At 71.6% G+C, this 23,977-nt stretch carries 22 protein-coding genes, 1 tRNA gene and 2 pseudogenes; 16 read left to right on the forward strand and 9 right to left on the reverse strand.

The genetic code is table 11. The features are described 5' to 3' along the window. The first annotated feature begins 365 nt into the window (after positions 1-365). Complete coding sequence (locus ABEA82_RS01135; protein ID WP_003989905.1) at positions 366-1,010, forward strand: HNH endonuclease family protein; 645 nt, start codon at positions 366-368, stop codon at positions 1,008-1,010. An 80-nt stretch (positions 1,011-1,090) separates the two neighbouring features. After that, positions 1,091-2,728, forward strand: coding sequence for an alkaline phosphatase D family protein (locus tag ABEA82_RS01140; RefSeq protein WP_345659416.1), 1,638 nt, complete (start codon positions 1,091-1,093; stop codon positions 2,726-2,728). Here the strand turns inward: ABEA82_RS01140 and ABEA82_RS01145 are convergent. After that, positions 2,613-3,098 (reverse strand): zinc ribbon domain-containing protein, encoded by a 486-nt coding sequence (locus ABEA82_RS01145; RefSeq protein ID WP_425588463.1) that lies wholly within the window; start codon positions 3,096-3,098, stop codon positions 2,613-2,615. The genes ABEA82_RS01140 and ABEA82_RS01145 overlap by 116 nt on opposite strands. Before the next feature lie 219 nt (positions 3,099-3,317). Next, positions 3,318-3,953 (reverse strand): TetR/AcrR family transcriptional regulator, encoded by a 636-nt coding sequence (locus tag ABEA82_RS01150; RefSeq protein ID WP_345659417.1) that lies wholly within the window; start codon positions 3,951-3,953, stop codon positions 3,318-3,320. 134 nt (positions 3,954-4,087) lie between these two features. Between ABEA82_RS01150 and ABEA82_RS01155 the strand changes: the two genes are divergently transcribed. From ABEA82_RS01155 to ABEA82_RS01180, 7 genes and pseudogenes are all read left to right on the forward strand, one after another. Continuing rightward, positions 4,088-5,233, forward strand: coding sequence for a VOC family protein (locus ABEA82_RS01155; RefSeq protein WP_345659418.1), 1,146 nt, complete (start codon positions 4,088-4,090; stop codon positions 5,231-5,233). Between the two features lie 23 nt (positions 5,234-5,256). Continuing rightward, positions 5,257-6,234 carry a fumarylacetoacetate hydrolase family protein gene (locus tag ABEA82_RS01160; protein WP_345659419.1) on the forward strand — a complete coding sequence of 326 codons (978 nt, stop codon included), beginning with the start codon at positions 5,257-5,259 and terminating at the stop codon, positions 6,232-6,234. A gap of 19 nt (positions 6,235-6,253) precedes the next feature. Further along, on the forward strand, positions 6,254-7,834 hold the full coding sequence (gene mhpA / locus ABEA82_RS01165) for a bifunctional 3-(3-hydroxy-phenyl)propionate/3-hydroxycinnamic acid hydroxylase MhpA (protein WP_345659420.1): 1,581 nt from the start codon (positions 6,254-6,256) through the stop codon (positions 7,832-7,834). Between the two features lie 72 nt (positions 7,835-7,906). Beyond that, positions 7,907-8,047: pseudogene (locus tag ABEA82_RS38615) on the forward strand (acetyl-coenzyme A synthetase N-terminal domain-containing protein); the annotation flags it as partial. A gap of 243 nt (positions 8,048-8,290) precedes the next feature. Beyond that, entirely contained in the window at positions 8,291-10,225 is a 1,935-nt protein-coding gene (locus ABEA82_RS01170; protein WP_345659421.1) for an FAD/NAD(P)-binding protein, read from the forward strand. An 80-nt stretch (positions 10,226-10,305) separates the two neighbouring features. Beyond that, a complete protein-coding gene (locus tag ABEA82_RS01175) occupies positions 10,306-10,758 on the forward strand; it encodes a DoxX family protein (RefSeq protein WP_345659422.1) in 453 nt (150 codons plus the stop codon). A 267-nt stretch (positions 10,759-11,025) separates the two neighbouring features. Then, complete coding sequence (locus tag ABEA82_RS01180) at positions 11,026-11,631, forward strand: DedA family protein (protein ID WP_345659423.1); 606 nt, start codon at positions 11,026-11,028, stop codon at positions 11,629-11,631. A gap of 36 nt (positions 11,632-11,667) precedes the next feature. Here the strand turns inward: ABEA82_RS01180 and ABEA82_RS01185 are convergent, their stop codons facing one another. Further along, positions 11,668-11,898 carry a DUF2277 domain-containing protein gene (locus ABEA82_RS01185; RefSeq protein WP_345659424.1) on the reverse strand — a complete coding sequence of 77 codons (231 nt, stop codon included), beginning with the start codon at positions 11,896-11,898 and terminating at the stop codon, positions 11,668-11,670. Positions 11,899-12,000: 102 nt separating this feature from the next. Here ABEA82_RS01185 and ABEA82_RS01190 point away from each other — a divergent pair, with 102 nt between their 5' ends. Together ABEA82_RS01190 and ABEA82_RS01195 are read left to right on the forward strand one after the other, a co-directional pair. After that, on the forward strand, positions 12,001-12,906 hold the full coding sequence (locus ABEA82_RS01190) for a ketopantoate reductase family protein (protein WP_345659425.1): 906 nt from the start codon (positions 12,001-12,003) through the stop codon (positions 12,904-12,906). A gap of 51 nt (positions 12,907-12,957) precedes the next feature. Beyond that, a complete protein-coding gene (locus tag ABEA82_RS01195; protein WP_345659426.1) occupies positions 12,958-13,311 on the forward strand; it encodes a hypothetical protein in 354 nt (117 codons plus the stop codon). A gap of 11 nt (positions 13,312-13,322) precedes the next feature. Here the strand turns inward: ABEA82_RS01195 and ABEA82_RS01200 are convergent, their stop codons facing one another. Next, positions 13,323-13,982 (reverse strand): DUF305 domain-containing protein, encoded by a 660-nt coding sequence (locus ABEA82_RS01200; RefSeq protein ID WP_345659427.1) that lies wholly within the window; start codon positions 13,980-13,982, stop codon positions 13,323-13,325. A 122-nt stretch (positions 13,983-14,104) separates the two neighbouring features. Continuing rightward, the gene (locus ABEA82_RS01205) at positions 14,105-14,521 is read right to left on the reverse strand and encodes a DUF6153 family protein (RefSeq protein WP_345659428.1); all 417 of its coding nucleotides are present in this window, start codon (positions 14,519-14,521) and stop codon (positions 14,105-14,107) included. A 159-nt stretch (positions 14,522-14,680) separates the two neighbouring features. Between ABEA82_RS01205 and ABEA82_RS01210 the strand changes: the two genes are divergently transcribed. Continuing rightward, the gene (locus ABEA82_RS01210) at positions 14,681-15,205 is read left to right on the forward strand and encodes a hypothetical protein (RefSeq protein WP_345659429.1); all 525 of its coding nucleotides are present in this window, start codon (positions 14,681-14,683) and stop codon (positions 15,203-15,205) included. Between the two features lie 52 nt (positions 15,206-15,257). Here the strand turns inward: ABEA82_RS01210 and ABEA82_RS01215 are convergent. After that, positions 15,258-15,329, reverse strand: a tRNA-Val gene (locus ABEA82_RS01215). A 202-nt stretch (positions 15,330-15,531) separates the two neighbouring features. Here ABEA82_RS01215 and ABEA82_RS01220 point away from each other — a divergent pair. Further along, the gene (locus ABEA82_RS01220; RefSeq protein ID WP_345659430.1) at positions 15,532-16,383 is read left to right on the forward strand and encodes a DUF4097 family beta strand repeat-containing protein; all 852 of its coding nucleotides are present in this window, start codon (positions 15,532-15,534) and stop codon (positions 16,381-16,383) included. A 74-nt stretch (positions 16,384-16,457) separates the two neighbouring features. Then, positions 16,458-17,858: a hypothetical protein gene (locus ABEA82_RS01225; protein ID WP_345659431.1), complete on the forward strand. Its 1,401-nt coding sequence runs from the start codon at positions 16,458-16,460 to the stop codon at positions 17,856-17,858. A 42-nt stretch (positions 17,859-17,900) separates the two neighbouring features. Here the strand turns inward: ABEA82_RS01225 and ABEA82_RS01230 are convergent, their stop codons facing one another. The 3 genes from ABEA82_RS01230 to ABEA82_RS01240 all read right to left on the reverse strand — a co-directional run bounded on the left by ABEA82_RS01230 (position 17,901) and on the right by ABEA82_RS01240 (position 22,660). Then, entirely contained in the window at positions 17,901-19,070 is a 1,170-nt protein-coding gene (locus ABEA82_RS01230) for an amidase domain-containing protein (protein WP_345659432.1), read from the reverse strand. A gap of 114 nt (positions 19,071-19,184) precedes the next feature. Beyond that, positions 19,185-20,462, reverse strand: a complete 1,278-nt coding sequence (locus ABEA82_RS01235; protein ID WP_345659433.1) for a polysaccharide deacetylase family protein — start codon at positions 20,460-20,462, stop codon at positions 19,185-19,187. 56 nt (positions 20,463-20,518) lie between these two features. Beyond that, entirely contained in the window at positions 20,519-22,660 is a 2,142-nt protein-coding gene (locus tag ABEA82_RS01240; RefSeq protein ID WP_425588475.1) for a transglycosylase domain-containing protein, read from the reverse strand. Positions 22,661-22,913: 253 nt separating this feature from the next. Between ABEA82_RS01240 and ABEA82_RS01245 the strand changes: the two genes are divergently transcribed. After that, positions 22,914-23,141 carry an FmdB family zinc ribbon protein gene (locus ABEA82_RS01245; RefSeq protein WP_345659435.1) on the forward strand — a complete coding sequence of 76 codons (228 nt, stop codon included), beginning with the start codon at positions 22,914-22,916 and terminating at the stop codon, positions 23,139-23,141. A gap of 47 nt (positions 23,142-23,188) precedes the next feature. Next, positions 23,189-23,893: pseudogene (locus ABEA82_RS01250) on the forward strand (DedA family protein); the annotation flags it as partial. Between the last annotated feature and the right edge of the window lie 84 nt (positions 23,894-23,977).

Genomic DNA, 23,977 nt, shown 5'->3' on the forward strand with positions numbered 1-23,977 from the left:
CTGCCCCACCGAGAGTGCTGAACATCACACAAGACACCTCGGCACGGCAGCACACTCGGACCCGTGCCGTGGGGCACGGGCGTGCACTGCTTGCCGAAGGTCTCGCTGGCAGGTCCTGGAAGGACCGGCCTCCGGGCGCCGGCTCAGGCTGGCTGAGCAGTATGTCGACGGTCCGGCGAAGAGCTACTCCCCTTCTGCGCCGTCCATGGTACGTGACGCGCCAGGAGTGAAAAGTTCCGGCTTGAATCTTGTCATGTCATGGCCGCGTCACTAACTTCTCACCGGACGCACACCTCCCCGCAACACGGCGCGGCGAGCATTCTCCCGCTCGTCGCCCAACACCCCCACCCCACAAGGGAGTTCGTATGCCGAAGTTCTACGCGCGTCGACGACTCAGCGTGCTCGCCGGTCTCACCGGCCTCATAGCCTCGGCCGGACTGATCAACGGTCCGGCCGCCTCCGCCGCCCTCCCCACCCCCGTGAGCGCCGCCACCGCCCGCTCCTACCTCTCCTCGCTCACCGTGGCCACCGAGGACCGCACCGGCTACGACCGCGACCTCTTCCCGCACTGGATCACCCAGTCCGGCGCCTGCAACACCCGCGAGGTCGTCCTGAAGCGCGACGGCACCAACGTCCAGCAGGACTCCTCCTGCGCCGCCACCAGCGGCAGCTGGTACTCCCCCTACGACGGCGCGACCTGGTCCGCCGCCTCCGACGTCGACATCGACCACCTGGTCCCGCTGGCCGAGGCCTGGGACTCCGGCGCCGACTCCTGGACGACGTCGCGCCGCCAGTCCTTCGCCAACGACCTGACCCGTCCGCAGCTCATCGCGGTCACCGACAACGTCAACCAGGCCAAGGGCGACCAGGACCCGGCCACCTGGATGCCCTCCCGGACGGCGTACCGCTGCACCTACGTGCGCGCCTGGGTCCAGGTGAAGTACTACTACGGCCTCTCGGTCGACTCCGCCGAGAAGTCCGCGCTGACGAACTACCTCGCGAGCTGCTGACACACAGGTGATTCCGGTCGGCGTCTCGCCGCCGGCCTCCGTCGTTCCGTACCGTACGGGGCGACGGAGAGGGGATCACCATGGCCGGACTGCGCCTCGGACCACTGCTGAGGTACACCGACGGCTCGTCCGCGACCGTATGGGTCGAGACGAGCCGTCCGTGCACCGCCGAGGTGCGCTGCGCCGACGGCTCCGGCGGCACGGCCCGCACCTTCCAGATCGCGGGGCACCACTACGCCCTGGTCCCGGTGACCGGCCTCACGGCCGGTACGAGCACGACGTACGAGGTGCTGCTCGACGGCGGTCGGGTGTGGCCGCTGCCCGGCTCGCCCTTCCCGCCCTCGGCGATCCACGCGCCGGGCCCGGAGGGCGGCTTCCGTGTCGCCTTCGGCTCCTGCCGCTGGGCCTCCCCGCCCGCGGGCGGGCACGACCCGGTCGGCCCGGACGCCCTGGACGCGCTGGCCACCCGTCTCGCCTCCGACCCCGAGGGCGAGCGGCCGGACGTCCTGCTGCTGCTCGGCGACCAGGTGTACGCCGACGAGACCTCCGACAGCACCCAGCGCTGGCTGGCGGGCCGCCGCGACCTGAACGACCCGCCGGGCAACGGGGTCGCCGACTACGAGGAATACACGCACCTCTACTACGAGTCCTGGCTCGACCCGCGTATCCGCTGGCTGCTGTCGACCGTGCCCAGCTTCATGATCTTCGACGACCACGACGTCATCGACGACTGGAACACCTCCGCGGCCTGGCTCGCCGACATGCGGGCCACCGACTGGTGGCGGGAGCGGCTGCTGAGCGGGCTGATGTCGTACTGGGTCCACCAGCACCTGGGCAACCTCTCTCCGGAGGAGCTGGCGGCCGACCCGGTGTACGAGCAGGTCCGGAAGCTGCCCGACGGCACCGACGTGCTGCGCACCTTCGCCGCCCGGGCCGACGCCGACCCGGCCCAGGTCCGCTGGAGCTACCGCCGCGACTTCGGGCGCGTACGCCTGCTGATGGTGGACAGCCGGGCCGCCCGCGTCCTCGACGAGCAGGGCCGCTCGATGCTCGACCCGGGCGAGGAGGCCTGGCTGCGCGAGCAGGTGCTGGACTCGTCCGGGGCGTACGACCACCTCCTCGTCGGCACCTCGCTGCCCTGGCTGCTGCCGCATCTGGTGCACGACGCCGAGGGGTGGAACGCGGCGCTGTGCCGGGGCGAACGGGGCGCCCGCTGGGCCCGGTTCGGCGAGAAGGTGCGGCGGGCCGCCGACCTGGAGCACTGGTCGGCCTTCCCCGAGTCCTTCGCCCGGCTGGCCGACCTGCTCGCCGAAGCCGGCTCGGGGCCGGACGCGCCGGCGACCGTGTGCGTGCTGTCGGGGGACGTGCACCACGCCTACGTCGCCGAGCCCTCGTGGCCCGGCGAGGGGCCCGGCGCCCGGGTGGTGCAGCTGGTCTGCTCCCCGGTCCACAACTCCGTCCCGCTCTCCATGCGGATGGCCTTCCGCATCGGCTGGACCGCCGTGTCGCGCGGCCTCGGCCGCTGCCTCGCCCGGCACGGTCGTCTCGCGCCACCGCCGGTCACCTGGCGCAAGACCGACGGCCCCTGGTTCGGCAACCAGCTCATGACGCTGACCCTGCGCGGGCGTTCGGCACGGCTGCGGCTGGAGCGGGCACGGGCGCGAGAGGGCGCGGGCCCACGGCTCGCGACGCTCCTGGACTCCGAGCTTTCCCCTTGACGTGCTCCCTGGCTTCATGTCCAGGGGATCCGGCCTGGGTCGGCTGACCCTTCCGGGGTCTTCCTGCTTCACCGCGCTGTGCCGGGACTTTCGCCCTGGTCTTACCGGGGCTCCACGAGGCGTCTGGCGTCTCCGCCCGTCCGGCGGCGACGATGCGGCGTCCTTCGAAAAGGACGTTGCGAGCTGCGTATTGGTCCCGGTCGGGCACGGCGCCGCACCCGCCGCACGTCCACCGGCGGACGTGCAGGGGCATGGGACCGTCCCGGAATCCGCAGGCCGAGCAGACCTGAGAGGACGGGAAAGCACGCTCCGCCCGGGCGGTCCGGCTGCTGGCCGAGACAGAGGCCACCGGCCAGTCGTGCACCCTCACCCTGGTCGATCTCGGGCTCGGGCGTCCCCACTTCCCCGAACCTGCCGTCGTCGGCGTCGGCCCCGAACTCGACAAAGCCCTGGACCAGCCCGTTCCGCTTCAGAACGTTCCCGAGGGCTCCGCCTGCGGTCGGTCACCACCACGGAGGGCGGGATCGACGCCCGCTTCATCGGCCGCTCGGTCACCTTCCGCCCGGACTCGTCGTCCGCCCAGGTGCCGTCAGTCGAGGTCGGGGAGGGGGCGCCGAGCGACCTCGTGGGCGTCGTCCGCCGGCAGCCCCAGCATGCGCAGGACCATCTCGGCGAGGTTCACCGCGGCCTCGTCGCCGTCCACCTCGGGGCGGGCGAAACGCAGCTCCACCAGGGACAGCAGGGTTCCGCCCAGCGCGGACAGGGCGACCGCTGGGTCGAGGGTGGTGAAACGGCCGGAGGCGATGCCGACCTGGAGATCGCGCAGCGCCCGGCGAACCAGTCCGTTGTCCGAGTGGATGTGCCCAAGGCCGCGGCGGCGCAGGACCTGCATCAGCTCCGGGCGGGAATCGGCCATCCGGGCGCTGAGCCGGAAGCCCGCCGCGACGAGCTCCGCCGGGTCGTCGATTCCCGCCAGGCGCTCGTCGAAGTTCTGGCCGAACTCCTCCAGGGCGTCCACCACCGCCGCCTCGAACAACTCCGCCTTGGAGTCGAAGTGGTTGTAGAAGGAGCCGAAGCCCACATCCGCGCGCTCGGCGATCGCCTGGATGCTGACGCTCGTGTCCCCGGTCTCGGCGAGTACCTGCCGCGCCGCTCGCACGAGAGCCCTGCGGGTCTCCGCGCGGCGCCGCTCGAACCGGTTGCTGGGCAGGGCTGACGTAGACATGCGCAGAGTCTAACCGTCGGGACGATGACGATCACAGTCCTGATGAATTCATCATTTCCGTCACGAACGCCTTGACGATGAAACTGTCATAGTTGATGATTTCATCATCACGGCAATGTCGCTCGGAGGGCACCATGTCTGAAACCCGCGTCAACGGGGCCGACGTCATCACGGCCCACCAGGACCTCCACAGCGAGCAGGGCGCCCTGCGCGGCGAACACCCCGGCCGCTCCCGGAACCCGGTGATCAAGGTGGCGGACCTGGCCTGGCTGGAGTTCGAGAAGCCCGACCTGGACCGCGCCGAGGTCTTCGCCCGGGACTTCGGGTTCGGCGTCGCCGCCCGCACCGAGCGGGAGCTGTGGCTGCGCGGCACCTTCGCCGGCTCACCCTGCATGGTGATCCGCAAGGGGCGCATCTCCCGCTTCATCGGCCCGGCGTTCCGGGCCGCCGAGCGGGCCGACCTGGACCGGCTCGCCCGTGCCACGGGGACGGCGGTACGGGAGAGCGACGTGCCCGGCGGCGGCAGGGTGGTCGACCTGCTCGACCCCTCGGGCTTCCCGGTGCGGGTCGTGCACTGCGGCGAACAACTCCCCGCACTGCCGGAACAGCAGCCGCTGCTGCTCAACTTCGGCACCGGTCACCGTCGTACGAACGCCACGCAGCGGCCTCCGCGCGAGCCGTCCCGTATCCAGCGTCTTGGGCATGTGGTGCTGGAGACCCGCGTGTTCGCCCGGGCCCTGGACTGGTACCTGGACACCCTCGGGATGATCGTGTCCGACTTCCTGTTCCTGGACGGCCAGCGCGACCGCGGCCCGACGATGGCGTTCATCCGCTGCGACCTGGGCAGCCTGCCGGCCGACCACCACACCCTGGCCATGCACCTGGGCCCGGGCACGGGCTACGTCCACTCCGCCTACCAGGTCACCGACCTCGACTCGATCGCCGCCGGTGGCGAATACCTCAAGGAGCGCGGCTACAAGCGCAGTTGGGGCATCGGCCGGCACATCCAGGGCAGCCAGCTCTTCGACTACTGGCGCGACCCCGACCGCTTCATGCTGGAGCACTTCGCCGACGGCGACCTGTTCACCTGCGACGTCGACCCCGGCTGGGCTCCGATGTCCACCAGCGGCCTCGCCCAGTGGGGCCCGCCCGCCACCCGGGACTTCCTGGGCACGAGCCCGTCCCCGCAGCGGGTCCGCGACGTCATCGAGGCCCTGCGCGGCGACAACGAGATGGACCCGGCGCGACTTTTCGGCCTGCTCAAGGCCGCCAACTCCTGACCCTACGCACAGAGAGCCATGTCATGAGCACCAATGTCCTGCGCACCGCCGACGGCTGGTGGGTCGTCCTCCCCCGAACTCTCGACTCCGCCCGAGCAGGGGGTACCCCCATCGACCGGGCCGTCCTCGTCGAGACCAAGGCCGACACCACCGCCGAACTGGTGGCCGACCGCGCCTCCGTCCGTGAGGCCGCCGCCTCCGGCGAGCCCGGCACGCCCGTGGCCGACCTGGTCGCGCTCTCGCCGGTCACCACGCCCTGCCGCGTGGTCGCCCAGATGGTCAACTACCGCAGCCACGCCCGCGATTCCGGCTTCACCGGCGACATCCCGCCCGCCTTCTTCCGCAAGGCGTCCGGCTCGGTCAGCGGCCCCGGCGACTCCGTCGTCCGGCCCCCGCACGTGAAGTTCCTCGACTACGAGATCGAGCTCGGCCTGGTCATGGGCGCGCCCCTGCCCGTCGGCACCCGGGTCGAGGAGCGCGAGCTGCCGTCGTACGTCGCCGGGCTCGTCATCACCAACGACATCAGCGCGCGGGATGTCCAGCTGACCAAGACGCAGTTCTACGAGAGCAAGTCATACCCCACCTTCACCCCGACCGGGCCGTACCTCACCCTGCTGGAGCCGGACGACTTCACCCATCTCCTCGACCTGCGGCTGAGGTTGTCCGTCAATGGCGAGCTGCGCCAGGACCGCACCCTCGCCGACATGATCGTCCGCCCGGCGCAGGCCCTGACCCTGCTGGCCCGCTTCCAGACCCTCGACCCCGGCGACCTGCTGCTGACCGGCACACCCGGAGGCACGGCGCTCAAGGCGCCGCCGAAGCCGGTCGAGAAGATCGGCGCGCTGCTGCCGCCCGCCGTGAAGTGGAAGGCGTTCTTCAAGTCCCAGGCGAAGAACCCGCGCTACCTGAACCCGGGAGACGTGATCACGGCGACGATCGCGACCCCCGACGGCCGGATCGACCTCGGCGAGCAGCGCACGCCCGTCACGGACGCGAAATAACACCCGAGGTGAGCCGCACATGACCGTCGATGAAGCCGCACGCGTGCCCGTCGTGATCGTCGGCGCCGGACCGGTGGGCGTGACCGCCGCCCTCCTCCTGGCTCGGCACGGAATCCGCTGTCTCGTCCTCGAACGCCACCAGGACGTCTACCCGCTCCCACGCGCCGTCGCCACCGACGACGAGGTGCGCCGCATCCTTCAAGCCGCGGGCGTCGGCGAGGAGTTCACCGCGATCGCCCGCCCGGCGAACGGGCTGCGGCTGCTGGACGCCCGGCACCGGGTGATGGCCGAGTTCCGCCGCACCGAGTGCGGCCTGCACGGCTACCCGCAGACCAGCATGTTCGACCAGCCCGAACTGGAACGCGTGCTGCGCGACGCCCTGGCGCGGCTCCCGGAGTGCGAGCTCAGGGGTGGCGTGGAGGTCACCGGCGTCGGCCCTGACACCGCGGGCCCCGTGCGCGTGACGTACCGCGACGACGACGGCGAGCACGAACTGTGGGCCGACGCGGTGCTCGGCTGCGACGGCGCGAACAGCCTCACCCGCGAAGCCGTCGGAGCCGTCTGGGAGGACCTGCGCTTCGAGGAACGCTGGACCGTCGTCGACGTCCGGACGGACGCCGACGTCCGCTGCTGGGAGGGCGTCGACCAGGTCTGCGACCCGCACCGGCCGACCACCTTCATGCGGGTGGGCGAGGACCGCTACCGCTGGGAGTTCCGGCTCCGGGACGAGCGGGAGACGGCCCGTGAGCTGGTCGCCCCGTGGCTGCCACCCTCGTTCGACGGCGACTTCGAGGTCGTCCGCGAGACGCAGTACACCTTCCGGGCACGCGTCGCCGACCGCTGGCGCAGCGGACGGGTCTTCCTGCTCGGCGACGCCGCCCACCTCACCCCGCCGTTCGTCGGCCAGGGCCTGTGCTCGGGCCTGCGGGACGCCTACAACCTCGCCTGGAAGCTCGCCCGCGTCCTCCGACATGGCGGCGACGAACGGCTGCTGGACACCTACGAGAGCGAACGCAAGCCACACGCCCGGCATGTGATCCGGCTCGCGGTCGCCATGGGCTGGGCCATGACCGGCGGCCAGGACGGTGCCGCCGCCCTCCGCCGCAGGGCACTGGCCGTTGCCTGCCGTATACCCGGCCTGGCCGAACTGGCCGGCCGCGACCTCAGCCCAGCCCTGACCGCCGGACCGCTCGTGCGGCGCGGGGTCCGCCGAGGCCTGGCGGGCACGCACTGTCCGCAACCGTGGGTGAGCGTCGACGGACGGCGTACCCGTCTCGACGAACTGCTCGGCGACTCCTTCACCGTTCTGACCGCCACCGAACCCGGTCCCTCACTGAGCGCGCTCGCCCACAGCCTCGGCATACGCGCGCGCTCCGTGACCGGCCTCGGCGACGACGGCACCCTCGCCGCCTGGATGCGCGCCGGCCGCGCGGACGCCGTACTGCTGCGCCCCGACCGCGTCGTCATGGACGTCGTCCCGGCCGGGGGACGCGACTTCACGTCGACCGCCGACTGGGCGGCCCTGCTGCACACCACACGAAGCCCTGTCCCTGCCGAACGGACGGCCTTGAAAAGCCTGTTGAGGAGTACGACGCGATGAGCACCCTTCTTCACACCCGGTCCGGAGACGGCGGCCGCCAGTCGCATCGCGGAGTTCGCCCGGCTCCAGGGCATGGACCCGGGCGACTACGCCGCCCTGCACCAGTGGTCGGTCACCGACCTGGAGGGCTTCTGGGGCGCGGTGTGGGAGTACTTCGACATCGACGCCGACACCCCCTACGAGCAGGTGCCGGCCGAGGAGAGGATGCCGGGCGCCCGCTGGTTCCATCGCCCTCGATGCTGCTCGGACTGGCTTGCGAGAGTACCGGCATTTCTCCCGTTACATCCGCTTGTTGCCACTACGCCCCACAATGATCGTGACGCATGCCACAGCGAGCGTCGGTCCTGTCCCACCGGCCTCGGTTCCGGCTCCCGACGGCGGCATGATGAGGCGGACCGTCCGCTTCCCGACCGGCGGACTTGCCGACACGCGCCCCACACGCCGGGAGTCCCACCCTTGTCTGCGTCGACCGAGGAATCCGTACCGGAACACCACCCCCCACCGTTCGCCGTCGCCCTGGTGGGCGCCGGGCCGCGCGGCACCAGCGTGCTGGAGCGTCTCTGCGCCTCCGCACCGGAGCTCCTCCCGGCCGGTGCCCGGCTGACGGTGCACGTGATCGACCCGGACCCGCCCGGCCCCGGCCGCGTCTGGCGCACCGGCCAGTCGTCCGAGCTGCTGATGAACACCGTGGCCTGCCAGGTGACCCTGTTCACCGACGACAGCGTGGACTGCTCGGGCCCGATCCGCCCGGGTCCGAGCCTGCACGAGTGGGCGGGCGGCACGCTGGGCCCGGACGAGTACCCGGCCCGGGCGGACTACGGCCGTTACCTGGAGTGGGTGTTCGCGCGGGTCGTACGGGACGCTCCGGCGGCCGTACGCGTCGAGACGCACCGGGCGCGCGCGGTCCGGCTCGACGACACCCCTGACGGCCACCAGGACCTCGCCCTCGACGACGGCCGCGTGCTGACCGGCCTGTCCGCCGTGGTCCTGACCCAGGGGCACCTGCCGACGACCACGGACAGGGACCAGCGGCGTCTGGCGGCCCACGCCGCGCACCACGGCCTGTGCCACGTCCCGCCCGCCAATCCGGCCGACGTCGACCTGTCCCGCGTACCGCCCGGCGAACCCGTCCTGCTGCGCGGCCTCGGCCTCAACTTCTTCGACCACGCGGCCCTGTTGACGACCGGCCGCGGCGGCCGGTTCGTACCGGACGCGCGGGGCCTGCGCTATCTCCCCTCGGGCCGCGAACCGCGGCTGTACGCGGGGTCGCGGCGCGGAGTCCCGTACCAGGCACGCGGCGACAACGCGAAGGGGCCCTACGGCCGGCACGTCCCGCTGGTCCTCACGCCGGAGGTGATCGCGGGCTTCCGCAAACGCGCGGACTCCGGGGAGGCGCCGGACTTCCTGGCGGAGGTGTGGCCGTTGGTGGCGAAGGAGGTCGAGGCGGTCTACTACGCCGCGCTGCTCCAGCGGCCGGGAGCACCCGGGCGGCGGCGGGGCCGCGAACTCGTCGAGCGCTTCCTGGCCGTACCGCACGGTGACCCCCAAGAGACCCTGCTGCTGGACGAGTTCGGCGTGCCGGAGGAGGAGCGCTGGTGCTGGGAGCGGCTCTCCCGCCCGTATGCCGGACGGCGTTTCGCGCACCCCGGCGAGTGGCGCGACTGGCTGCTGTCGTACCTGCGCGAGGACGCGGCGCAGGCCGCCCTGGGCAATGTGCGCGGCCCGTCGAAGGCGGCTCTCGACGTGCTGCGCGACCTGCGTAACGAGCTCCGTCTGATCGTCGACCACGGCGGCATCGCCGGCGCCTCCCGCCGGGACCATCTGGACCGCTGGTACACCCCGCTCAACGCCTTCCTGTCGATCGGCCCGCCCCGGCGCCGTATCGAGGAGCTGGCGGCGCTGGTGGAGGCGGGTGTGGTGCGGGTGCTCGGGCCGCGGCTGCGGGTGGCGGAGGTGGAGGGCGCCTGGACGGCGTACTCCCCCGACATACCGGGCTCGTCGGTCCGTGTGAAAACCCTCATAGAGGCCCGTCTTCCGGAGCCCGACCTGCGGCGCACGGCCGACGAACTCCTCGCGGGGCTGCTGCGGACCGGGCAGTGCCGACCGCACACCGTCGACGGTCACGAAACAGGGGGGTTGGATGTGACCCCGCGCCCCTATCATCTGATTGACCGTCAAGGTGCTTCCCATGCAAGGCGGTTCGCGTTCGGCGTGCCGACGGAGGGCGTGCACTGGGTGACCGCGGCAGGAGCCCGGCCGGGGGTGGATTCGGTCACACTTTCGGACGCGGATGCAGTGGCGAGAGCCGCTCTACGTGCAGCTAGGGGCGAGAGGGAGCCGCAACCAGAGGGAAACCAGTGGCCAAATGTTGAACTTGCAAGCATCAATTAGGCACACCTAACGTGGGTTACTCATCGGTTCTGTCCCCCGACCGGCCTTCCCCGGGCCGGCCGTCCGAAGGAGACCCCCACATGACCGCTCGCCTCAACGGCGCGCAGCCGTACGCTCTCGGACTGTTCCGGATCGTCATCGGCCTGCTGTTCGCCTGCCACGGCGCCGTCGCGCTCTTCGGCGTCCTCGGCGGCGCGGACGGCAAGGGCGGCACCGCGCCGACCGGCGCCTGGCCCAACTGGTACGCGGCCGTCATAGAACTCGTCGGCGGCATCCTGGTGCTGCTGGGCCTCGGTACCCGCGTCGCGGCCTTCATCTCCTCCGGCGCCATGGCGTACGCCTACTTCAAGGTGCACCAGCCGCAGGGTCTGTGGCCCATCGAGAACAACGGCGAGGGCGCGGCCATGTACTGCTGGGCCATGTTCCTGCTGATCTTCACGGGCTCCGGCGCGTTCGGTGTCGACCGGCTGTTCGCCAAGCGCACCTCGGCGCAGGAACAGCGGTCCGCGGACCACGCCCCGGTGGCTGCCTGACCGCCCGGCCGGCACCTCGCGCGACGGCGCCTTCCCGCATGTGCGGGGAGGCGCCTTCCCATGCGGGCCGAGGGCGCCTTCACACGTGGGCCGGGGGGCGCCTTCCGCGTCCGCGGGGGTGAACGAGCGGTACCGAACGTACGCACCCCCCGTGAACCGCCCGTCACACCCCGGGCGTACGCTGTATGGCTGTCATCGGCCGCCCCTGCCGCTCCCCCGCGACACCGCGGCACGGTCCGGTCCACGGGGGAGTCACGGGGAGTTGCGGTGCTGGAGCAAGTGGGGGCCTTGGCCACCAGTCCGTGGATCTACGGGGTGGTGACCCTGTCGGTCCTGCTCGACGTGTTCCTGCCGGTGCTGCCCAGCGGCGTCCTGGTGATCACGGCGGCCACGGCGGCGGCCGCGGGGTCGGCGACCGACGTGCCCGACATCCTGGTCCTGACCCTGTGCGCGGCGACCGCCTCCGTCCTGGGCGACCTGGCCGCCTATCGCCTCGCCTGGCGCGGCGGCGACCGCCTGGACCGGGCGATCTCCCGCTCCCGCCGCCTGACCACCGCGCAGGAACGTCTCGGCGCGGCCCTCGCCCGGGGTGGCGGCGCGCTCGTGGTCCTCGCCCGCTTCGCCCCCGCCGGCCGCTCGGTCGTCTCCCTCGGCGCGGGCGCCGCCCACCGCCGCGCCCGCGACTTCCTCCCCTGGTCGGCCCTGGCGGGTCTGACCTGGGCCGCGTACAGCGTCGCCCTCGGCTGGTTCGGCGCCCACTGGCTGGGCGCGAGCTGGGTGGCGACGGCGGTGTCGGTGGGGGCGCTGTTCGGTGCCGGGGCCGGGGCGGCGTACCTGATGCGCCCCCGGCCGCAGGCGTCGGAGGCGTCCTAGGCCTCAGCCGGGCCCAGGCCCAGGCCCAGGGATGTCCTAGCTAGCCTGCCGGGCGGCGGCTCCCCTGATCTCCAGTCCGTCCAGCAGTTCGGCCGTGGCCTGCGCGACGGCCTCCACGGCGCGTTCGAACACCTCCTGGTTGTGAGCGGCGGGGGCGCGGAAACCCGAGACCTTCCGCACGTACTGCAAGGCGGCGGCCCGGATGTCCGCTTCCGTGGCCTCTTCGGGCATCGCGGGCGGACGCAGGGTCTTGATACTCCGGCACATGCCCCCAGTCTCGCCCTTCCGGCCCCGCGACGACAGAGATTCCTGTCATGATCACTCAATGGCGGCCACCGTCCCGGGGCCGACCGGAGAGAGGAAACCGACATGGGAAACGAACTCACCGTGGCCGTCCTGGGCCCGGGCGGCGTGGGCGGCCTCCTCGCCGCCCTGCTCTCCCGCGCGGGCCACCGCGTGATCTGCCTGTCCGGCGAGGAGACGGCCGAGGTCCTGCGCGCCGACGGCATACGGGTCCGCAGCGCACACTTCGGCGACTTCACGGCCCGGGTGGAGGCGGACACCCAGCTGCGCGAACCGGTCGACGCGTGCCTGGTGACCGTCAAGCACACCGCTCTCGACACCGCCCTGGCACGCGTCCCCGCAGAGGCGCTCGCCGACGCCCTCCTCGTGCCGTTCCTGAACGGTGTGGAGCACCCGGCCGTCCTGCGCGCCCGCTACCGTCCCGACCGCGTGGCCCCCGCCGTCATCCGCGTCGAGTCGACCCGGGTCGCCCCCGGCATGATCGAACACGCCAGCCCCTTCGCCGAGATCGACCTGGCCGGTGCGGAGGTACCCCGGACCCGCCTCGACACCCTCGCGGAGGCCATCGCCGCCGCCGGTCCGGCGGCCCGCGTCCAGGACGACGAGACGGCGGCCCTGTGGGCGAAGATGTCGTTCCTCGCCCCGTTCGCCCTGCTGACCACCCGCTACGGACTCCCCCTGGGCGACGTCCGCACCCGTCACCGCGACGAGCTGACGGCCCTCGTGGAGGAGACGGCCGCGATCAGCCGCGCGTGCGGCGGCCCGGCGGACCCCGCCCAGGCCCTCACCCGCTACGACGCCTTCCCACCGGCGACGAAGTCGTCGATGCAGCGCGACGCCGAGGCGGGCCGCCCTCTCGAACTGGACGCCATCGGCGGGGCACTGCTGCGCGCGGCCGAGCGGCACGGCGTGGCGGCCCCGGTGGCGGCCCGGGTGGTGGGCGAGCTGGCGAAGGAACACCCGCCCACGTGAACCACGGGAAGGAACTCGCCACCCAAATTCGAACAGGCGTATCATTGGGTCGTGGCTGCGACCTACGACTTTCCGAGTGACCTCCTCGCCGGTCAGGAGGAACTCCATCAGGTCCGGGCCGAGCTGTCGGCCCTGCTGAAGCGGCTCCCCTGGTCGGTGGAGCCTCTGGACGGCTTCAGTGACGACAACGGCTGGCGGAAGGTGGAGCGCCCCGCCTCCCCCGGCTGGAGCGCGGACGAGCAGGCCGAGGTGGAGAAGCTGCGGCGGCGCGAGCACGAGCTCGCGGTGTTCGTCAGCACCCACCGCTACTGGTCCGAACTCACCGGCTCCGAGCGGGTGGCGGCCCGCTCGGAGCTGAAGCACGCCCACGAGGTTCCGCCGGAGGAGCCCGGCGGAACCTCGTAGCGGCCGGGGCGTCAGCCCTTGCCGAGGAGCTTGTTCATCTCGCTGATCTCGGCGTTCTGGGCGGTGACGATGTCGTCGGCCATGGCCTTGGCGGGACCGTAGCCGCCCTTGCTCTTCTCGACGGTGGCCATCTTCACCGCGCCCTCGTGGTGCTCGACCATCAGGGCCAGGAACTTGGTGTCGAAGGCCTTGCCCGAGGACTTCTCCAGCTCGGCCATGTCGGCCTCGCCCATCATCCCCGGCATCCCGTCGTGACCCGAGCCGGAGTGGTCCATGCCCTTCATCCCGTCCATGCCGCCTCCGGCCGCGGGGACGTCCTCGCCCCAGGACTTCAGCCAGCCGGTCATGGTCTTGATCTCCGGGTCCTGCGCCTTCTCGATCCGCGCCGCGAGGTCCTTGACCGCGCCGGAGGAGGCCCGGCCGTCGGCCAGCCGCGCCATCTCCAGGGCCTGCCGGTGGTGCGGGATCATGCCCTGCGCGAAGGAGACGTCCTGGGCGTTGTGGGCACCGGCCGTGGCTTCGGACGCGGAGGCGGAGGCGGAGGCGTGCGCCCCGTGCCCGCTGCCGCCGTTGTCACCGCTGCCCCCACCACATGCGGTGAGGACGAACCCGGCGCCGACCGCCGCCGCGACGAGGGCGGCCCGGCGGGTCAGGGTACGGATGCTGCTCATACGTGAACTCCTGCTTCTGCTGCTTCTGCTGATCCGGAACGGATCAGGAACGGATCAGCAAGGGATTCGGACACGGCGACGCACCGCACCGGCAGGGGCGCCGGCACGTTGCGCGGGGGTGTCTAGATCCGCAGAAGCTGGAGTTCGCTGAGGGAGGGCGGGGCACGCGCACCGTCCTGCTCCACTGCCGGGTGGTCCCGTACGACGTCCTGCCGTACGCCCACGGCGACCGGGTCGGCGACGAGCGCGGGCAACACCGGCCCACCCCCGACGGCCCCCGAGGCACAGGTCACGTCGGCGTGCTGGACGTGCCCGCCACCGCAGTGCCCGCCCTGCCCGCAACCGTCCTGGGCCTCGGAGTGCTCGGACGACTGCACCACGCGCGTCTGCGGCAGGTGCTCCTGCCGCGGCATGGCACCACCGGGCGCGAGGCCGTGCATCGCCAGCAACCCGGCCAACAGCCCCAGCACACACAGCACACGCCGGCGCCGGACGGCGGGGGGCGAGGTGCGCGGGACGGGGCTGTTCACAACGCACATCGTAGAGAGGTCCTTCGGCCGCCGTGGACGCGCATGCGGATAACCACCGGCTGTGCGGCTGCCGGGACCCGATCGGGTGAACTCGTTCGGCCTTCTGCAACTGCGCTCCGCCTCCACGGGTCATCCACCCGCACGACCCGAATGACCCGAGGGGAACCCATGAGCCAGCAGCACCCGCAGCAGCCGACCCAGCCCTTTCCGCCCCAGCCGCCGAAGAAGCGCGGCGTCGGCAAGATCGCGGGCCTCGGCTGCGCGGGCGTCATCGCCGTGTTCGTCGTCGCCGCCGTCGCCACCGGCGGTGGAGGCGGCGACAGTGAGGACACCTCCAGCAAGGACAAGCCCGTCACCGTCGACAGCAAGCCCAAGGACGCCAGGACCGAGAAGGCCGAGCCGGCCGACGCGAAGTCCCAGGCCGAGCGGTTCCGGGCCTGCGTCGCCAAGAACGGCACGGACACCGAGAAGGCCGCGGCCGAGCACGTCACGAAGGTGACCGGCGCCGACAAGCGCAACGACATCCTCGACTCGGCGGAGGTCTTCACCGACTTCACCGGCGGCCTGATGGGCCCCCACCAGGGCGAGGGCAAGCTCATCGCCTCCGCCTTCACGTCCTGCTACGAGTCGAAGAACGGCCTCGTGACCGTCTACGACAAGGACGGCGAACTGCTCGCCAACGCGAGCTACTGATCCCACGGAAGAGGCCTTCCGGGAATCTCCCCGGAAGGCCTCGGCACATCTGTGGGCGCGGACGGTTTCGAACCGCCGACATCCTGCTTGTAAGGCAGGCGCTCTACCCCTGAGCTACGCACCCGGCACCCGGACCAGCACGCCCAGGACGAGTCGACAGCCTACCTTGCCCGGGGCACGGTCCCGCAAACCCGTATCGCGGGTCCGTACCGGGGGTTATCCCCACCTCGGATCCGGGAGTGCTCCGGATCCCCCGGCCGGCCCCGGATCCCTACGGTCGTAGAGCGCCCGAGAGGCGTCCGTCGTCCGTTCAGGGGGAGATCGTCATGGCCCGCACCACCCGTACCGCCGGCACCGCACGCCCCGTCTCCGCCCGGGCGGTGGCCGTCGCCGGTGCCGTCGTGGTCCTCGTCGCCGGGCTCAGCGCGTGCGGGGCGTCCGCGGGGGACGACACCGAGCCCGACCACCGGTCCTTCGACCTGAAGGGCCGCACGCTCACCGTCGACTCCGACGACTCCGCCCTCGAGATCGTCGCCACCGACGCCGCCCGGGAGGGCCGGGTCGAGGTCACCCGGTGGTTCCAGGGCTCGGTGGTCGTCGGCAAGGACCCGAAGGTCACCTGGTCCGTGCGGGACGACCGTCTGGTGCTGCGGATGAAGTGCTCCGGCATCGTCGCCGACTGTTCGGCCAAGCACCGCGTCGAGGTGCCCCGGGGCACCACCGTCAAGGTCGAGGACGGCGACGGCAGCGTGCGGGCCCGCGGTTTCCGGGACCCGCTGAGCATCCGCACGGGCGACGGCTCTGTCCGCGTCACCGACACCACCGGGCCCGTCGACCTGCGCACCGGTGACGGCTCGATCCGCGTCGCGGACACCACCGGCCCGCTCAGCATGCGCACCGGCGACGGATCCGTCCGGGCGGACGTCTCCTCCCGTGACGTCCGTACCCGCACCGGCGACGGCTCGGTCCGTCTCGAACTCGGTGTCGTCCCCGACCGTGTGGAGTCCCGCAGCGGCGACGGCTCCGTGACCATCGCGCTGCCCGAGGCGGCCTACCGCGTGACCACCGAGACCGGCGACGGCGGCGTGGAGGTGTCCGTGCCCCGCGACGAGACCAGCTCCCATGTGGTGTCCGCCCACACCGGCGACGGCAAAGTCACGGTCCGAACGGTGAACTGACCGGCCCGTGTGTTCGTCCTCAACCGGTGGGAGAATGACACCGGGCAGGGTGGACCACACCACGGGAGAGGGATGTGACGGCGACACCAGCACAGTCGCATACGCCGTCGGTGCCGCGCGCACACCGCCCGCGCCGCCGCCTCCCCCGCACCCCGGCCCCGCTGCGCGACACGCTCACTCTGGTGGGACTGCCGCTGCTGGCCGCGCTGGCGCTGCCCGCGGCCTTCGCGGGCGGGGGCACCCGGCGCTGGTTCGGCGGCCGTGCCGAGAGCCAGCGCGCCGAGGCGCAGGCCGCGAAGGACGCCGCGGCGGCCGCCTTCTACGAGCTCGACACCGCGCAGCGCGACCTGCGCATCTCGATAGAGACGATCACCGCCGTCGACGACTCCCCCGCCGCCCGGCGTGCCGTCGCCGACTTCGACGCGCTCGGCCGGCGTATCGACGAGGCCAGCCACCGGTACATCGACGCCGTCGACGCCCACGACCTCGACCGTGACGACCTGGAGGCCTCGGTGGCCTCGCGGGCCCGCGCCGAGCTGACCGCCGCCAAGGAGGAACTCGGCCGGGTCAAGCAGGAGCTGGACGGGTTCGCCGACGGTCTCGGCCCGCTGCTCGGCAAGGCCGAGACCCAGCTGGCCCGCCTCGCCCCGGCGGTCGAGCGCGCCCGCCAGGCCCTGCTCGCCGCTTCCGAGGCGCTCGACTCGTCACGATCGTCGGGGCTGACGGCGGACGACCTCGCCGCGCGTCTCGCCGCCCTCTCCCCGGAGCTGACCAAGCTGAACCAGGGCGCCGGCCGGCACGGTGTGCCCGAGACCCTGGAGCGGGCCGAGCGCGTCACTCGCGAGGCGGTAGCGGTCCGCGTGGAGGCCGAGCGGCTCCCGGAGCGGGCCGCCGAGATCGACCACCGGCTGGTCTCCCTGCGGACCCGCGCGCAGGCCCTCACCACCCGCTCCGAGCAGGTGGAACCCATCCTGAGCGAGCTCCGCCGCCGCTTCACCGCCGCCTGCTGGCAGGACCTCCAGCACGTCCCCGACATCGCCGCGGAGAACGTCCGCCAGGCGGAGACCAAACTGGCCGAGGCGCGCACCGCCCGTGACGCGCAGCGCTGGCCCGACGCGACGGCCCTGCTGTCGACCGTACGGGCCCTGCTCAACACCACCGACGAGGCGGTCTCGGCCGCCGGCGACCGCCTGCACCGGCTGAACGCCGTGCAGAAGGATCCCCAGCAGGAGATCGACCGCACCCGCTTCGCCCTCCGCGACGCCCAGCGTCTGGCCATGTCGGGCCGCAACACCCCCGACCCGCGCCATGCCGGGCCCCTGGACGAGGCGGTGTCCCGTCTCGATCGCGCGATCGCCGGCCTGGAGGGCCGCCACCCCGACTACTGGCACTTCCTCACGGAGACGGAAGCGATCCGGCGGACGGCGGCCGGTGTGGTGGGCCGGATCCGTGAGGAGCGCGGGGCCGGACACTGAGCCCGGCCCCCGCCCGGTCCCAGGCCCCGGCCCCGGCCGGTATCAGGTGCGGTAGGCGTAGTAGTACGCGTTCGGGTACGACGCGACGAGGCTCGCCACCGACCTGCGGAGGGTGTTGTTGGAGTGGTAGGTCACGTACGGCACGCCGCCGCTCTTGTACGTGACGACCATCGTGTGGTCCTTGGACCCGTCCTTGTCGAAGTCCATCTGGAGGACGTCACCGACCTCGAGCTGGTAGACGTTGGCGAGCGGAGTGGTCCGCTTGGAGTTCTGGGCGAACCAGGACCACTCGTTGACGCCGACGAACGAGTCCGACTGGATCTCGGCGTTGCCGAACCACTTGGTGTAGTCGTAGACGTAGCCGGGGACGTGCTTCCAGCCGCCCGCCTTGAGGGACTGGCTGACGAAGTTGGTGCAGTCGCCGCCGGCGCCGTGGCCGTTGAAGTCCGGGTAGTCCTTGTTGTAGACGTTCCAGTACTTCTCGGCGTAGGCCGCCATGGCCTTGTAGTCGTAGGTCGTGCCGGTCTTCGGGACGGCGGCCGGGTTGCGGGTGGTCGCCGCGCGCGGGGCGTTCGGCATGGTGTCGTCGGCGGTGGTCGCCTTGACGGGGGCGGGCTTGGAGAGCGTGTTCACCGCGAGTCCGCCCTGGTCGGTGTCGCGGATGCCGGTCAGCTGCCAGTCGCCCTGCCGGTCGGCCCTGAAGGTCAGCTCGTGCCGGGCCTGGAAGCCGGTGGTCCGCGGCGCGTCGCCCCGTGCCCCGGCGTAGGTCAGGGTGGTGGTCTCGGTGACCGCCGCCTTGGCCGTACGGCCTGTCACTCGGGTGGCGTTCAGGGTGACGGTGGTGCTGGCCTTGCGGTACTTCTCGCCGGCCTTGGCCAGCTTCTCCTTGCGCTGTCCCAGCCCGGACAGGGTGGCGTCCTCGGAGCGGGCCGTGCCGGTGGAGAGTTTGACGTCGCCGGAGAAGCCGTCGGTCAGCGGCTTCTCGCGGTCCCCTTGCGCGCCGGTGACCAGGGCGTCGGTGCGGTCGGTGAAGACCGCGTCCGCCAGGCGCTGGAAGGTGGCCTTGGTCCGCGCGTCCACCGTCGGGTCGTCGATGACCGCCGCGCCGGCGCTCCAGTTGGGCAGCAGGGCGACTCCCGCGACGACCGAGGTCGCCGCGGCGCCCAGTATCGAGACGCGGCGGCGCGTCACGTTCAACTTCCGTGATTTCACTGGTGTTTTCCCCTCTTGCCCCGGCCAAAGGATTGCCGGGGGAGAAGATCTTCGCATGAAGTGTGTGGCTGTTGTGAAGGGTGGTGCCTCTGTTATTTCAGGGTGTCGTCTCCGTTACTTCACGACCGTCGACCAGTCGGGCGACTGCGCCGGGTCCAGGGTGCGCAGGCGTTGCAGCGTCTCGGGCTTCTGCACGTCGAGCCAGTCGGCCAGTTCCCTGAAGGACACACACTTGACGCCCTTCTTGGTGCACACGTCCTTGACGACCCGGTCGACGGCCCTCATGTAGATGCCGCCGTTCCAGTCCTCGAAGTGATTGCCGATGAACAGCGGGGCCCGGCTGCCGTAGTACACGCGGTTGAAGCCCGACATGTAGGAGGCGACGGTCTGCTCCTCCCACTGGGGGTAGTTCGCCGGGTCGCCCTCGGTCTCGCCGTCGGACTGGTTGTAGAGGTAGTTGAAGTCCATCGACAGGCCCTGGTACTTGCCGCCCTCGTAGGGGAGCATCTGCAGCGGGAAGTCCCAGATGCCGTTCTTCTTGCCGGGCCATATCTGGAAGTCGCCCGCGGAGCTGGCGTCGTAGCGCCAGTGGTAGCCCTCGGCGGCCTTCAGCAGGTTCTTCTGGCCCTCCAGGCAGGGCGCGCGGCCGCCGGTGACCTCCTTCCTGACGTCGAACGGCAGCGGGTCGACGTCCTGGAAGCCGGTGTTGGTCTTCCACTTCTCGACGAAGTCGTAGAACTGGTCGATCTCGCTCTTCCACTCGGCGACGCTCCAGTCGCCGCCGCCCTTCTTGCCGCAGAAGTGGCCGTTGAAGTGGGTGCCGATCTCGTTGCCGCCCTGCCACGCCTTGCCGAGCTCCTCCACCGTGGTGCGGATGTGCTCGTCGGTGGCGTAGCTGATCGCCGCCGAGCCCTTGGCGTGCCGGGGCGGGGAGTAGAGGTCCTTCTTGCTCTTGGGCAGCAGGTAGATGCCCGTGAGGAAGAAGGTCATGTGGGCGTCGTACTGCTCGGCCAGTTCCCGGTAGTGCGAGAAGAGTTCGTCGTCGCCCTGCAGCGCGCCGTCCCAGGAGAAGACCACGAACTGGGGCGGCTTCTCGCCCGGTTTGAGCGGCACCGGCTTCAACTGCCCTTTCTGCGGGCCGGTGTAGGAGGTGGAGCCGTCCCCGAGGACCTTGGTCCGGCCGTCCCACCGGGGTTCCTTGTCCCCCTTCTCCGCGGTTCCCTTACGGGCCCCGGAGGAGGCGGTGGGGGTGGTGGGGTCCGAGCGGTTCAGGGCCAGGTAGCCCGAGACCAGGGAGGCGACGACGAGCAGCGCCGCCAGGGTCAGTATTCCCGGGGGCGTGGTGCGGCGGGGTGCGCGGGGTCGGCGGCGGCGGCCGGACGGTGAGTTCATGCGCGGCTCATTCTGCGAGGGGGGTGGGGGTGGTGCGGTGGTGCCGGGCCCGGGGGTCAGCCGAGGCCCCGGGCACCGGACCAGACGCGGTACGGGACGCTGTCCTCGGAGGTGCCCGCGATCCCCTGCAAGGGGAGCGGTTCGAGGCTCTTGGTGAGGTCGATGCGGTAGGCCACGACGGCTGTCGACACGGAGTGCGCCGTGCCGACGTACCAGGACGCGGTGTCGTTCTGCGCGGTGCCGGTCTTCCCGGCCACCTCGGTGTCCGGGTCCGCCCCGGGGTGGGCGGTGCGGAAGGCGTCCGTGAGGGCGGACTGGACCGACGCGGCCACGCCGGCCCGCACCGCGCGGCGGGACGCCGGCTTCGCCATCGGGACCTCGGAGCCGTTGCGGGTGATCCGGGCCACCGAGTACGGCTCGGCATGCCTGCCGGCGGCGGCGAACGTGGCGTATCCGCTCGCCATGCGGATCGCGCTGGGCGTGGCGCTGCCCAGGGACATCCCGGGCACCTGCGGGCCGAAGCTGGAGGGGAGCAGGCCCGCCGCCTGAGCGGTGTCGCGCACCTTGTCCAGGCCGGTGTCCATCCCGAGCTGCATGAACGGCGTGTTCACCGACAGGGCGAGCGCCCGGCTCAGGCTGATCCGCCCGTAGGACCGCTTGCCGTCGTTGTGCGAGGTGACCCGTTTGCCGCCGCGGTCCCAGTAGGGCCCCTCGGGGGTCATGACGGGGATGCCGTCGTCCCCGTCGTACAGGGTCTGCGGGGTGACCTCGGTGGCGGTGCCGTCCCGGGTCTTGCGCACGCCGTGCTCCAGGCCGGCGGCGTAGACGAACGGCAGGAAGGCCGAACCGGCGGGCACGGTGGTCGCGTTCGACTCGTTGTAGCCCTGCGTGCGGTGGTCGGGGCCGCCGTACAGAGCCAGGATCCGCCCGTCGGCGGCCACCGAGGCGGCGCCGAAGTGCAGGGTCTTCGCCTTGGCCGCGTCGTCCTTCCGTGCCTTCTTGCGGGCCTCGGCCACGGCGCCGGTGAGCGCGGTCTCCTGCTTGCGGTCGAAGGTCGTGTAGATCTGGTAGCCGCCGAGGTCGAACTCCTTGGCCGAGATGTGCGCGGCCTTCTTGGCGTACTGGGCGGCCAGCTCCACGAGGTAGTCGCTCTGCTTGCCGGTGTCGTACCCCGGTGCCTGCTTCAGCGGCTCGGGGAACTCCGTGTACTTGGCCCGCTCCGACTTCGACAGCATGCCGTTGTCGACCATGCGGTCGAGGATCCACGACCAGCGCTCCACCGCCCGGGCGTGGTTGGCCTTGCTCAGGGCCGGGTCGTAGAGCGAGGCGCCCTTGAGGAGGGAGGCGAGGAACGCGGCCTCGCCCGCGTCGAGTTCGCCGACGTCCTTGCCGTAGTAGGCCTGGGCGGCGCGCTGGATGCCGTAGGTGCCGCGGCCGAACCAGCTCGTGTTGAGGTAGCCCTCCAGGATGTCGTCCTTGCTCATCCCGTTGTCGAGCTTGAGGGCGAGCATGGCCTCGGTGAACTTGCGGCCGACCGAGCGGTCCTGGCTGAGGTAGACGTTCTTGACGTACTGCTGGGTGATGGTGGAGCCGCCCTGGGTGTCTCCCTGGCCCACGGTGCGCCACAGGGCGCGGGTGAGGCCGCTGAAGGAGATGCCGGGGTCGCTGTAGAAGCTCGCGTTCTCCGCCGCCAGCACCGCGTCTCGGACGTCCTCGGGTATGTCCTTCAGCGGCATGGCCTGCCGCCGCACCCAGCCGGTGCGGGCCATGGGTGTCCCGTCGGACCAGTAGTAGACGTTGTCCTGCTGCGTGGCGTACGAGTTGAGGTTCTCCGGGATGTCGGTGGCGGCGTAGGCGACGCCCAGGAAGCCCAGGGCGAGGCCGGTGAAGGTCAGCGCGGCACCGAGCCACTGCCGCCAGGAGGGCGCCCAGCGCCGCCAGCCGGTGCGGTCGGCGTGCGGGTACCGGGGCCGGAGGCGACGGGCGTGGGGCGCCACGCGGGCGACGAGCGGGGTCAGCCGCGGGCCTGCGGCGGCGCGGAGGCGGGACAGCGGGGACGGCCGGGGGGCCCGGCGCCGGCGGCGCGACCTGCCGGACCCCTTCCCACCCGAGGCCGAACGCGAAGGCTCGGCCTCGTCCGCATGTTCCGGATGTTCCCCGTATTTCGTATGTATGGAAGCGGGAGCCTTCAACTGCATGGTCTCTTCCGGTTCCCACCCAGCCCTGGTCACGGCTGCGTCTCCCCTCCCCGCTTTTCGGTGGTGCTCGCGCGGAAGGGCATGTCCGCCGTGGTCAACGGCAGCGCGCCCCACATCCCCCGGCCTTACGGCTCCTCGCGACGATCGAAAGTTACCAGTGGCCTTTACATATTCTCCACACTGGTTCGGACAAGAATGGTCCAAAGGAATCCCGGAGGGCGGTTTTTCCGTACCCGGAGATTAATCTGTTCGCATGCCTCGCTACGAGTACCGCTGCCGCACGTGCGGCGACACCTTCGAACTGAGCCGCCCCATGGCGGAGTCCTCCGCTCCCGCGGTCTGCCCCACGGGCCACGACGACACGGTGAAGCTCCTCTCCACGGTCGCGGTCGGCGGCTCTGCCTCCGCCCCGGCCCCGGCACCCCGCGCGGGCGCCTCAGGCGGCGGAGGCGGCTGCTGCGGAGGCGGCTGCTGCGGCTGACCAGCCTCCTCAGGAGTCCTTCAGCTTCGTTTTTCTAGCGTGGCGGCATGACAGCCATCGCAGCGGACGCCGGGCCGCAGTGGGTCAATGACCTCATGGACGCGCTGGGCGCGCCGGGCGCCGGTCTCGCCATCGCTCTGGAGAACCTGTTCCCGCCGCTGCCCAGCGAGGTGATCCTGCCGCTGGCCGGGTTCGCCGCGAGCAGCGGCCGGATGAGCCTGCTCGCCGTCCTGCTGTGGACGACGGCCGGTTCGGTGCTCGGCGCGCTCGCGCTGTACGGAGTCGGCGCGCTGCTCGGCCGTGACCGGACGGTGGCGATAGCGGCCCGGCTGCCGCTGGTGAAGGTCTCGGACATCGAGAAGACCGAGGCATGGTTCCTGAAGCACGGCACCAAGGCCGTGTTCTTCGGCCGGATGATCCCGATCTTCCGCAGCCTGATCTCCGTGCCGGCGGGTGTCGAGCGCATGCGCCTGCCGGTGTTCCTGGGCCTGACCACCCTGGGCAGCGCGATCTGGAACACGGCGTTCGTGCTCGCGGGCTACTTCCTGGGCGCGAACTGGCACGAGGTCACGGACATCGTCTCCACCTACTCCAAGGTGGTCCTCGCCGCGGCGGCCGTGGCGCTGGCGGCCTTCATAGCGGTACGGCTGCTACGACGCCCCGAAGGGAGGCGCCCCAAAGGGGCGCGGGGAACTGCGCGACAAGCCACCGCGACGCCGCACCCGCACGACGACCAGGACACCCGCGCTCCCAGGCGCCCCGAAGGGGCGCGGGGAACTGCGCGACAAGCCACCGCGACGCCGCACCCGCACGACGACCAGGACACCCGCGCTCCC

The sequence above is a fragment of the Streptomyces venetus genome (assembly GCF_039540295.1).
Lineage (GTDB): Bacteria > Actinomycetota > Actinomycetes > Streptomycetales > Streptomycetaceae > Streptomyces > Streptomyces venetus.